At 45.0% G+C, this 12,187-nt stretch carries 10 protein-coding genes; 2 read left to right on the forward strand and 8 right to left on the reverse strand.

Translation table 11 applies throughout. The annotated features are described in order from the left end of the window. Positions 1-247 precede the first annotated feature (247 nt). The 8 genes from WCK19_RS07420 to dnaG all read right to left on the reverse strand — a co-directional run bounded on the left by WCK19_RS07420 (position 248) and on the right by dnaG (position 9,285). On the reverse strand, positions 248-1,357 hold the full coding sequence (locus WCK19_RS07420) for a [LysW]-lysine hydrolase (protein WP_342396736.1): 1,110 nt from the start codon (positions 1,355-1,357) through the stop codon (positions 248-250). Continuing rightward, positions 1,354-2,205 carry a segregation/condensation protein A gene (locus WCK19_RS07425; protein WP_342396737.1) on the reverse strand — a complete coding sequence of 284 codons (852 nt, stop codon included), beginning with the start codon at positions 2,203-2,205 and terminating at the stop codon, positions 1,354-1,356. The genes WCK19_RS07420 and WCK19_RS07425 overlap by 4 nt, the downstream gene beginning before the upstream one ends. Positions 2,206-2,224: 19 nt before the next feature. Then, positions 2,225-2,740, reverse strand: coding sequence for a hypothetical protein (locus WCK19_RS07430; RefSeq protein ID WP_342396738.1), 516 nt, complete (start codon positions 2,738-2,740; stop codon positions 2,225-2,227). A gap of 11 nt (positions 2,741-2,751) precedes the next feature. Further along, positions 2,752-3,420, reverse strand: coding sequence for a site-2 protease family protein (locus tag WCK19_RS07435; protein ID WP_342396739.1), 669 nt, complete (start codon positions 3,418-3,420; stop codon positions 2,752-2,754). A gap of 150 nt (positions 3,421-3,570) precedes the next feature. After that, entirely contained in the window at positions 3,571-4,506 is a 936-nt protein-coding gene (locus tag WCK19_RS07440; protein ID WP_342396740.1) for an alpha/beta fold hydrolase, read from the reverse strand. A gap of 72 nt (positions 4,507-4,578) precedes the next feature. Beyond that, positions 4,579-5,487: an alpha/beta hydrolase gene (locus WCK19_RS07445; protein ID WP_342396741.1), complete on the reverse strand. Its 909-nt coding sequence runs from the start codon at positions 5,485-5,487 to the stop codon at positions 4,579-4,581. 266 nt (positions 5,488-5,753) lie between these two features. After that, positions 5,754-7,040: an RNA polymerase sigma factor RpoD gene (gene rpoD / locus WCK19_RS07450; protein ID WP_342396742.1), complete on the reverse strand. Its 1,287-nt coding sequence runs from the start codon at positions 7,038-7,040 to the stop codon at positions 5,754-5,756. A gap of 220 nt (positions 7,041-7,260) precedes the next feature. Then, positions 7,261-9,285, reverse strand: coding sequence for a DNA primase (gene dnaG, locus WCK19_RS07455; RefSeq protein WP_342396743.1), 2,025 nt, complete (start codon positions 9,283-9,285; stop codon positions 7,261-7,263). A gap of 573 nt (positions 9,286-9,858) precedes the next feature. On the opposite strand from dnaG, the gene WCK19_RS07460 reads away from it, so the two are divergent. Next, positions 9,859-11,013: an acyl-CoA dehydrogenase gene (locus tag WCK19_RS07460; RefSeq protein ID WP_342396744.1), complete on the forward strand. Its 1,155-nt coding sequence runs from the start codon at positions 9,859-9,861 to the stop codon at positions 11,011-11,013. 14 nt (positions 11,014-11,027) lie between these two features. Next, a complete protein-coding gene (locus WCK19_RS07465; protein WP_342396745.1) occupies positions 11,028-12,185 on the forward strand; it encodes an acyl-CoA dehydrogenase in 1,158 nt (385 codons plus the stop codon). The last annotated feature ends 2 nt before the right edge of the window (positions 12,186-12,187 follow it).

Raw genomic sequence — 12,187 nt, forward strand, 5'->3', positions numbered from 1 at the left:
TATTCAGGATTTCGCTGTGTGCAAAGGAATGAAGGAGTAGCGAGAGTGCGATTTGATTTTTCTAAAGCAAAATCTTGAGTAGAATACTCGGTTTACTGTACATCCAATATTATAATAATGTTAATTAGGTTTGTCAATAAAGCTGAGGGTTTGATACGCAACTATTTAACACTAAAAGTAAGATATAGTAGAAAAAGCTATTTAGGGATATATCGTACTTGCTTTCCTACTGCCCAGTTATTATTTCTCATAAATCCAGCAGCATGCGAGTTATGATATTTGCGCCCTTCTCTAATTCTCTAAGGCTGGCATGCTCATTGGGTGTATGGTCAAGGCTGCTATCGCCCGGTCCGTATGCTAGGATAGGGCATTGCCAAACAGGAGCAAGCACATTCATATCGCTAGTTCCCGTTTTGTAACGAAACTTTGGTTGCCCACCTTCAACACGTATAGCAGACAGGAAAGCTCTTACCAACAGATTGTTTTTTTCGCTTCGCACTGGTTCTTCCTCACCGCTTAGCACAAGTACCGCATCGCCACGCCATTCATCCAGCAAAGTTTTAAATTCCTGTATTGAAAAGCCCACCGGAATCCGGAATCCAATATATAGATGCGCTACTTCCTGAAACCCATTAGCTTGACTGTTAAAATTGCGTAGTGAGGGTTGCAAAGTCTCGAAAATACTTTTGCCCATGTTTAACTCAGTTGCATATGCCTTGATTTTATTCCAAAAATCCACCGCTTCTTCGCATACGCTAGAGCCCTCGGCAGCAGTATGTTTGGTGTCACGGCTTAAAGTATAATCTACCAGCAAGCGTCCTTTGTAACCTAACGTTATATTAGACCAACCGCTAGGCTCACCGATTACACAAAATTGCGGGCGATAACGGTTTGCGGCATAACGCGCCCCCTTACTGCTGGCGGCTTCTTCTTCGACTGCACCTATCAATACTATACGCTTGCCTTCGGCGGATAATTGCGCTTGCAGAGGCACCAATGCGGCAGCGCCTAGAGTAAATGCCGCAAAGGGACCTTTCGCGTCAACCGAACCGCGCCCGTAAATAGTATCACCATCTTCCATAATCTGAACCGGAATAAAACCCGGTACCGTATCAATATGCCCTAATAGCGCCACAGTTTTGGTAGCTTGCTCTTGGGTCGCGCCAATTTCACCTACCGCATTTCCAGCTTCATCTACATAGGCTTCTCGGAAATTCCACGCCTGCATCTTACGCACCAAAAATTCGGCAACAGCGCTTTCCTGATGACTTGGGCTGTAAATTTCGAGCATCTCCTGAAAAAAAGCCACTCGTTCCGCACCGGATACCGGTTGCGGTAAAGTAGTAAGATCGGTCATTCTACGTCCTTCGTTGAAGTAATGTATATTTCACCAAAAAGTTCATCTTGCTGCGCTACTACCGCATGCCTTCTAAGCAGTTCAAGCACTGCCATAAAGGTGACTATAATCTCAAGCTCAAGCCGATTTTCATCGCTGCGAGACTCAAAAAGGCTGCTAAAGGCAAGCTGTTTTTCAGCTTTCAACCGAACTTCAACTAACTCAATACGTTCTTCTATTTTGACGCGGCGCCCCAATTGTTGCTGATTAATCGCCAACGGCAATTTTAACTGTTCCCTTTGCTGGGCAGCTAATCTGCGTTTTACCAACGCCAATAAATCTTGTAGTTTTACGCCATGTAAGGAATGCCCGCTTTTGCCCCGCCCCGTTTTTTCCAACGCTGAGTTTAATTGTTCCAAATGTAATTCCGTAGGTCCGCTACGTTGGCTGCTATAAGCCCGATAACCTGATTCGTGACGTTGTTGCAAAAACCGTACAGCCTCTTTTATTCGCTTATATTCGCGTAATTGGGCAATAAGTTCCTTAGCATCGGTTGTGCTTTCTTCGGGTTCGCCCGGACGAGCAGGTGGTGCGGGTAGCAGGGCTGCGCTTTTTATCAGAAGTAATTTAGCAGAGATAACCAGAAATTCAGAAAGCTCGGCAGGGTTTATTTCGGTTAGTTGGTCTATATAAGCGGTATATTCTTCAGCGATATTTGCTAACGAAATTTCTGTAATGGGCAATTCGTTACGCTCAATCAATTGCAATAACAAATCCAACGGACCTTCAAAATCAAAGCCCGGCAATCGCACCTGATAGCGATAAACCGTCATCCCAAAAACATTTTTCTGGCGAGTTTGTTTTTCCATTTAGCTTTCCGCTATCAAGCTAGTTTGCATCATCTGCCCATTTCAACGCAACAAAAGCAGGGTCATTAGCAGGAACACACCCCGCTACAAGCGCAACCACGCGCGGTAAGCTACCCACCGCCTCTGCCAATTCAGCGCTTCGCTGTTCATGCCGGGTTTGTAACCAAAATACATAGAGCCAACTACGCGGGTCAGGCTTTGCCACCTTATATAGTAAGGGCTTTCCACCGATTTTCTTTAGCGCGACTACCAGAATTTTATCCCATAAGCTAATGTATCTGCCCGATACCGGGTCACGTTTGCCTAAATCATGCAACAACGCTGCTTGTAGTAAAGCCTTATCTTCCTGATACCCATTATCCCACAGCATACAACAAACTCTATAAGCATGATGCTGCTCGTAAAAAGGCAAAGCAAAAAATAACTCGGCTTGCTTCTCGTTCAATATTTGGCGTACAAATTCGGACTCAGCGCTATTAAAAGGACGCGCCCTGAGCGCCATTAGTAATTGCTTGAAACGGTAACGAACATCCATTTTTGAATCTACTATACTATTGATATTCCCAATAATCCCCCTACCGCCCGTACTATCGGATAAATAATAAAATCGAAAATTGGGTTGCCGCCTCTGGAGCTAAATATACCGAATAAAAAAGGTATGAATAAAACAACGATTACCAGTATTAACATACCATAAGTTTCATAGCTCTGTAATTTCACATCCCATTGAGCAGGAAGCAAGCCCTTAATGAAATAATAGCCGTCCAAAGGCGGGATGGGAAGCAGGTTGAAAGCGAACAAAAGAAGATTTACCAGCACCAAACCGTACAGAAAGTTTGCCAGCAAATCAGTGCTTTTAGCATTTCGGATATATGGACTTGCCGCCAGCCAAATTAGCCAGCCAAGCAGCAAATTTGCAAGGATGCCCACTGCCGATACAAGGGTAATACTGCCGCGCCCACCACGTAGAGCATGGGTATTCACTTCAACGGGCTTGCCCCAAGTTATAACTGGGTAGCCTACGCTTGCCATAAAAGCCAGCACCAAGCCTAGCCCATGATGGTGCATAGTGGGATTAAGGGTAAGCCTTCCCTGTGAACGAGGTAGCTTGTCGCCAAGACGGTCTGCTACTAGGGCTTTAAGGTACTCGCGAATTGCAATCCCAAAAATAAAGGCTACAACCCAAGCTAAAAAAGATGCCGTTGAAAAAATCATCTAAAACTCCTGCCGGATTTACCATCTGGTCTTAATGTTTTATTTAAACATATGCCGGAAATTATAGCATATCCCCGTTTATTGCTTGAAGCATTCTTCCGGTTGGCGTTTTCGTGAGTTAGCTAACAAGTCGTTTGTAAAATATGTATTTTATGATAGTTCCCTATTGAAAAAAGCTACAACCCGCCTGACATATTCATCGGGATACTCCTGAAAACTTCGCACATGCTTCGACCCTGGCACTAACCAGTTTTCTGCCACATTTGCGCTGCCCGCTTTAAGCACTATTTGAAATTCGGAGACGGGGATTTCTTGGTCTTTTTCAGCATGAATCAGAAATACTTTTCGCTCTCCTAGTTTGGTAATGGCAACTTCTGGCTTGGCTTGATCTACATCCAAATCATACATGAGCTTTGCCATTAGCTTGATTCCGGGATAAAGCAACAAAGGCATCCCGGTATCAGGATAGTATTTTTCATTTATCACCCGGTCGAGGCTACCATAACTAGATTCGATTAAGCCTGCTTTAATATCGGGCGTTTCTGCCATTGCCATTAGCGCGGTAGCAGCGCCCATACTCCAACCCACTACCCCGATTTGATTGGGCGAAATTCCTTTACTTTTCAGAAATGCCACTGCCCCAACTACATCATATTTTTCTTTCCAACCAAAGGCATAACGCTCACCATCGGACAAGCCCTGACCTCTGGTATCAAAAAGCAGGATATTAAATCCCTCCTGCCAAAGACGCTGGCTTACCGGAAGCAGAAAAGTACGAGTGCCATCTTTGGAATGAACCATAATTAGCGTTTTCTGTGAATTTTGGCGAGGTATCCACCACCCTCTAATTGTTAGTTGCGCTGTATCGCTGGTTTTGAAAGTGATTTCCTCATAAGGCATCCCAAATGTAGCAGGAGTATTAGGTCCTAGATCACGGGTGGCACTGGTGGTAAAAACGCGGGCAGCATAGTTACAGATTCCGATATAGATTGCTATTACGCTAAGTACCACCCCTGCCAAAGAAATTTTGAACCACTTTGTTCTGTAAAAGGCGCTCTTCTGATTAACAGTCGTTTGTATTTTCATGGCAGCTTCCTTTCTTTGCCGAGTTTATAGCACCACCCTTTAACAGCAGTCTATTTTGATTCCAAACAGGATTTAATTAGTGTAAAAGAACTGCTGGAGCTTCTGAAAATATTCTTGCGGGTACAGGTCATGGGATTGGCAATGCTTTGCGCCTGTCAGAAACCAACTCCCGGTTATATTAGATCCGCCTGCCTCTTTCAGGCTGTAAAATTCTTGGTAGGGGATTTCCTGATCTTGGTCGCCATGTATCAGAAAGATACGGCGATCCTTCAGGGTGCGTAGAACGGTCTCAGGGGCTGTTTCTTCGATTTTAAATCCATACATCAGATTACCGGCTGTATAGATACCGGGAAGGAAAAAGCTGGGAAGCCCGTAATCTTTGCTGAAACGCCATTCCGCCACTCTTTCAAATTTACCCCAAGCGGAGTCGCTGAAAACTGATTTGATCTCCGAAGAATGTCCCATTGCCAGCAACGCGCTGGATGCGCCGTAACTGCGGGCGGATATACCAATATTATCTGGTGAAAAGCCCAAGCTCTTGACGAAATTGAAAGCCCCCACCACATCCCACGATTCGTACTGCCCATAGAAACGGCGATTGCCATCCGAATCACCGTGTCCCCGCAAATCAAAATAGAGCAGGTTAAAACCTAACGCTCGTAAATCTTTCGCCAAATACAACATTTCGGCGCGATTCTGATTTATTCCGTGAACCATTACAAGCGTCCGGTTAGAATCCTCCAACGGTAACCACCATCCCCGCAAGGTTAGCTTATCTGTTGCGGCGGAAGAGAACGTTACATCCTGATAGGAGATGCCATATTTTGTAGGCGTATCATCGAATTTTCCAAAGCGTTGAGCAACCTTATTGAAAGTATCGCCTCCATAAATTGATACCCCGATATAAATGATTATAAGAAGAATTAGTATAATCGTGGGTATAAGCCAAAGTAGCCTTGACCTGATGCGTGCCTTTTTCATGATAACCTCCTTTGCCAGTAATATTATTCTCCGGTTAGAGCGTTACAAACAAACGAGAAAGCCTTCTCTAACCTTAGTTTACCTGTAATTCGGCTGCATATTACAGCGTGATTACTGTCAATTACTATCATTTCGAGCTTGAATCCCACATTTTTGGAGTATATTTAGATGCAATAGTAAACGGGTGGGGAAATTAGTGACGCTGTAGAAAAAGGATACAGGGGATAAAAAATCCCCCTTCGCAGTTTGGAAGGGGGGAGCATTTCTTACTCTAAATAATCCTTGAGCTTTTTGCTACGGCTGGGGTGTCGCAGCTTTCTCAAAGCTTTCGCCTCTATTTGGCGGATACGCTCGCGGGTTACTCCGAACTCACGCCCAACTTCCTCTAGTGTGCGACTACGCCCATCATCTAGCCCAAAACGAAGTTGCAATACCCGACGTTCCCGCTGAGTCAGGCTGTCCAACACATCTTCCACCTGTTCTTTAAGTAATTGGTGGCTGGCAGCATCGGCAGGAGCAAGCGCTTTTTGGTCTTCAATAAAATCGCCTAGATGTGAATCTTCTTCCTCACCGATTGGCGTTTCAAGCGAAACCGGCTCTTGCGAAATTTTGATAATCTCGCGCACTTTTTCAGCCGGCAAACCCATCTCGCGAGCAATTTCATCGCTGGTTGGGTCACGACCGAGTTCCTGTACCAAGCGACGGCTGGTGCGAATTAAACGATTGATGGTCTCAACCATATGCACCGGAATACGGATTGTACGTGCTTGGTCAGCAATTGCACGAGTAATCGCTTGGCGAATCCACCACGTAGCGTAGGTGCTGAACTTATAGCCTTTGCGATAATCGAATTTCTCAACCGCACGGATAAGCCCGATATTGCCTTCTTGAATAAGATCTAAGAGTGACATACCGCGCCCTATATACTTTTTGGCAACGCTAACAACCAACCGCAAGTTAGCTTCGGTTAGATGACGACGCGCTTCATCATCTCCGGCTTCCATCCGTTTCGCCAAATCTACTTCTTTTGCAGCTGTTAGCAAAGGAACTCGCCCAATCTCTCGTAGATACATACGAACCGGATCATCAATGCTCATGCCTTCTAGGTCGAAAGCAATATCAAGGTCAGGGTCAGGCTCATTCGAGTCTTCACCCTTACCGCGAGTGTTAAATTCTTTAGCATCGTCCAATATTTCAATGCCGAGTTCAATAAGTTCGGCATAAACATCTTCTATTTGCTCTAGATGCGATTCCGGTTCAGGAATCGCTTGCAGAATCTGGTCCTGGGTAACGTAGCCCTGTTTTTTGCCCCGTGTTAGCAAGTCGCTCAGGTTGGTCACAGGCGCTAAAGCTTCGAGAGCTTTATCGGGGCTAAGGACATCATCGTCCATTAATACTACATCCTCATCCAGCAAATCAGGTTCTAAGATATCTTCTGGCTCTACTTCTTCTTCGGCAGATTTTTCAGCCAGACCGAGCAAGCGATCTACATCGTTGACCTCCTCAACAAGAGTATCTCCTTCGTAGTGCCGCTTGCGCTTTGTATTACCCATTATTTTCGCACTCCCCTAAAAGAATATATTTTTAATCAAGCAGTTTGCGTTTGTAATTATTATTTGTTATATTGAGCTTGTTTGAAGCACATATACTCAAACACTAGTTTTTTGGTCTAGTTTTGGTTTCACAATGTTTGCGCCAATAAAGACCCTTGTTTAAGTTGGTTTGCTTCAGCCCGTACCCACACAAAACTATAATTCTTTATTAACCCCCTAATTACCGATCACGACTATCCTTAAAAACCACACTCAGGCTGGGTTGGTTATTAAAAATTTCTACCCTAAGCTTATCGGCTTGCCGGAAAATCTCATCTTCATTTTCCAACATATTTTCTCTAGTTCCATCCGCATTTTCGCCAGTATTTGCAGACTCTTCGCAATTACGTTGCATCTCTACTAATGTTGGTACGAAATCCATCGCTCTAGAGTTACGCAAACGCCTCAGTTGAAACTGAAAAGCCGCACTTACCTCAACGTAGGGGTCAAGTTCCGGTTGCGAATTTACATCAGCCATAAGCTGTGCAAAATAGCTTGCTATCTCTGGCGCAAAGGATTCTTCTATTTCAGCGAGTGAAACCCCATGTTGCTTGGCTTCAATTAGTGATTCATACAGAAATCGGTTTTCACCTTTTCTAAAATCATCAGGAGAGATTTGTTTACCCTCTTGCCCTATAATATCGAGGGCTTTCGAGTAGCGCCACACGAAAGCAAGGAGTTTATCCTCATAATCTAGTTGAAGGCGTGTTCCTATTTGGATAACAGGTGGCGGTGTTCCTTCACCTGTAGCTATATCAACACTAGAAACATCGCTATCGTTATCGTTCGTAGTTTTTTCGATAGAAGGCTTGGAATATTGTGTTCTTGAAACCCTCTTTAACTCCGCATATAGCAAATCCGCGCCAGTATTGGTTATTCGCGCCAGTTTCTGGATATAATGCTCACGCTCTATACGATCGCGCACTTCCAGAATTACCGGAATAAGGATTTCAACTGCTTCACTTTTGCCTCGCGCATTACTTAAATCCATTGAAGCAGCTACACTGGTAAAAGTGTAATCTACTACCGGAACAGCACGAGCAATCATTTCTTTCCAGCGGTTGGGATTCTCGCGAACCACTTCATCTGGGTCTTTGCCCGTCGGTAAAATCGCTACTCTTATATCGGCATCGAGTTGTTGCTCGAACTGAATCAGCCCTTTGGGGTTAGGAACCGCTACGCTATAGCTATCAAAACCTCGTTTTAACACTTCAATGCCTTGCAAGGTTGCTTTCTGTCCGGCATAATCGGCATCAAGTGCCAGCACTATACGTTTGGTAAGTTTCTTTAATGATACAACATGCTTTTCGGTCAAAGCCGTTCCCAAAGGCGCAATTACATTACTAAAACCTGCTTCGTGCGCAGCGATAACATCCATGTAGCCTTCTACCACTACCGCACAGTCGCTGCGGCGGATGCTATCCCGCGCTAGGTCAAACCCATAAAGCGTGGCGCTCTTGTCGAACAGAAAAGTCTGAGGCGAGTTCAGATACTTTGGCGCATCGGAAGGGGCACCTTCAAGCACACGACCGCCGAAAGCGATTATCTGTCCTTGCCTGTCTTTAATCGGAAAAATCAGCCGACCTCGAAACCTATCGTAATAACCTTCCCCATTTTCTCTTTCGCCCACCAACCCGGCTTGCACCAATTCTTGTGGTGAGAAGCGACCTTTAGCGGTAAGATATTTGAATAAATTATCCCAGCTATCCAGAGCATAACCAAGCCCGAACAATTCAATAGACTTTGGTGTTACCCCGCGTTTTGACAAATAGGCGCGAGCAGCCTGACCTTCATTAGATTTGAGCAACAAGTGGCTAAAATAGATTGCCGCCGCTGCATTTATTTCTTTAAGACGTTCTTTAAGCTGTTGTTGGGATTGGACTTCGGGGTCGGGCGCGATTTGTGGCTGGCGTTCAGGTAATTCTACTCCCGCCCGCTTCGCCAGCATTTCCAGGGCTTCGTTAAATTCCAACCCTTCGGTTTTCATCGTAAAGGTAAATATATCGCCGGACTCATGGCAACCGAAACAATAGTAGCTCTCAGTTTGAGGGAATACAAAAAAACTCCCGGATTTTTCACCGTGAAAAGGACAAAGACCCTTATAATTTTTCCCGGATTTTTTAAGCGGGACTCGCGTGGAAATATGATCCACCACGCTTAAGCGTCGCTTAATTTCTTCGATGTAGTTAGGCACAAAGCCATTCATACGCATCGCCTTTAGCCGGTAAAACTTCGATAGCCGTAAACGGTTAGCCCTATAAATAAAAATAGTTCTGCCGCCCTTAAATTCAAGTTCGACAAATCAAAACCAATTTTGATTTTTCTATTCGATTTAGGGCAACCAGTAGGTTATCGGATATGCCCAAGCAGTAAGCGCCAATAATCGCAGCAGCATTTTGTGCGTCTTTTGGCTGACCTTTTATTCTACCCCTTTTTCTATTCACTTTTCAAGTGGTTTTTCCACATATATTGTTTCAGTTTGGTGTATAGATAGGTGTAAAATTGTGGACAAAAAAGGATTCAGCCCTTAACGGAGGGGCTTTGTATGAGTAGGCACACCGATGCACTGTGAAGACGATTTTATTTATGTGAAGTTACTTCTATTCGGCTTAACCCATAACTTCGACCATTCATATGGTTTGCTATTTTGCTAGGCTAGGCTAGTCACGGTTTGGCATGCAACCGGATTTTAAAAATGGTAAAATGGCTGAGCTGTTGCGAAGGATAAGTACAAAAATAGTGCGAAAAGCCACATTGGAGTGGCGAGGAGTGCAAACATATGGATTTCCAGCTTAGTGAAGAACATCAGCTTTTCCAAAATACTGTTCGTGATTTTGCTGATAAAGAAATAGCTCCTAAAGCTCTTTATTATGATAAGAACCACGAATTTCCATGGGAAAATATCAAAAAGATGGCAGCATTAGGGCTTTTAGGGGTGCCTTATTCCGAAGAATGGGGTGGGGCAGGGGGTGATACCCTAATGTACGCTATGGCGGTTGAAGAAATCAGCCGTGCCTGTGGTAGCACCGGAATTATTCTAGCAGCACATACCTCTCTTGGCTCTGCTCCATTCTATTTGTTTGGTACGGAAGAACAAAAGCGAAAATACCTGATACCGTTGGCGCGGGGCGAAAAAATCGGCGCATTTGGTCTTTCAGAAACTAACGCCGGAAGCGATGCAGCAGGTACTCGCACTACTGCTGTGCTTGATGGAGACGAGTGGGTTATTAATGGCTCCAAGAACTGGATAACCAGTGGTAGCCTTGCAGATACTGTAATTATTACCGCAATGACCGATAAAAACAAAGGGGCGCGGGGTATATCGAATTTTATTATTGAAAAAGGCACCCCCGGCTTCACCTATGGTAAAAACGAAGAGAAGATGGGGTTGCGAGCCTCTGTAACCAGCCAACTTTTCTTTGATAACTGCCGTATTCCCAAAGAGAATATTCTGGGACAACCTAATGATGGCTTCAGGCAGTTTATGCAAATTCTGGATTCTGGTCGCATCAGTATCGGCGCAATGGCGCTGGGTATTGCGCGAGCCGCATATGAAGCCGCGCTTCGCTACTCCACCCAACGCCACCAATTCGGGCGACCTATCAGCGATTTTCAGGCAATTCAATTTAAGCTGGCGGATATGGCAACTCAACTTGAAGCAGCACGCCTCTTGATTTACCAATCTGCGTGGTTAAAAGATAAAAAATTGCCTTTTAGCAAGGAAGCGGCAATGGCAAAATTGTTTGCCAGCGAAGTAGGTGAGCGTGCTTGTCATCAGGCGATTCAGATACATGGGGGCTATGGATACGTAGAAGAATATCATGTCGAGCGCTACTACCGGGATATTCGCCTCTGCGAAATCGGCGAAGGTACTTCCGAAATACAGCGAATTGTCATTGCGCGTCTTTTGCTGCGCGAATTGAAAAACCAATAGGAAACGGCAAAATAATGGACTTACAGCTTACTTCAGAACAGGAAATGATTCGCCAAGTAGCACGCGAGTTTGCCGACAAAGAACTCTTACCTACCGCTGCCCATTTTGACGAATTGCAGGAGTTCCCTACTGCCCTGTGGAAAAAGCTCGGCGAAATGGGCATGATGGGCTTGCTCATACCCGAAGAATGGGGCGGAGCAGGGGTAGATACGGTTAGCTATGTGTTAGCGTTAGAAGAAATAGCGCGGGGTAATCCCGCTCTCAGTACCGCTATGTCGGTAAACAACTCGCTAACTTGCTACGGTATATGGAAATTCGGCACAACTGAGCAGAAGCGCAAGTATCTGATACCGTTAGCACAAGGTCAAAAGCTAGGCGGGTATTGCCTCACCGAAGCTGAAAGCGGAAGCGATGCCGCTAAAATGCGTGCTACAGCCACCTTGCAGGGAGATAAATACCTTCTAAACGGTTCCAAAATGTTTATTACCAGTGGCATTTCTGGGCATATATATCTGGCTTTTGCCGTTACCGACAAAACGAAGGGTTCCAACGGGATTTCCTGCTTCATAGTAGAAAAAAGTTTTCCCGGTTTCAAGGTTGGTAAAAAACTGGACAAATTAGGGATGCGAGCCAGCGATACCACTGAGATAATTTTTGAAAATTGTGAAGTCCCAGTTGAAAACCTGCTCGGAAATGAAGGAGAGGGGTTTAAACTTGCTTTGCAATTGCTGGACGGAGGCAGAATCGGAATTGCAACGCAAGCGTTGGGTATTGCACAAGCCGCATACGAGTTTGCTCTGCAATATGCCAACGAACGGCAACAATTCGGGCATAAAATATATGATTTTCAGGCGATTCAGTTTATGGTAGCGGATATGGCAACCCGGATAGAAGCAGCACGTTTGCTGGTACATAAAGCGGCAAGCCAGCGCGACCAAGGCAAAAGCGTGGGGCTTGAAGCCAGCATGGCAAAGCTGTTCGCCAGCGAAACCGCTATGAAAGTAACTACCGATGCCGTACAAATATATGGCGGTTACGGATATATCAAAGAATATCCGGTTGAGCGTTACTTCCGCGATGCAAAGGTTACAGAAATATACGAGGGTACAAGCCAGATTCAAAGGCTGGTAATTGCCAGAAATCTGCTCAAGTCGCTTGCCGGCACACACTAGCC

Source organism: Candidatus Chlorohelix sp., from assembly GCF_037138995.1.
Taxonomy (GTDB): Bacteria; Chloroflexota; Chloroflexia; order Chloroheliales; family Chloroheliaceae; genus Chlorohelix.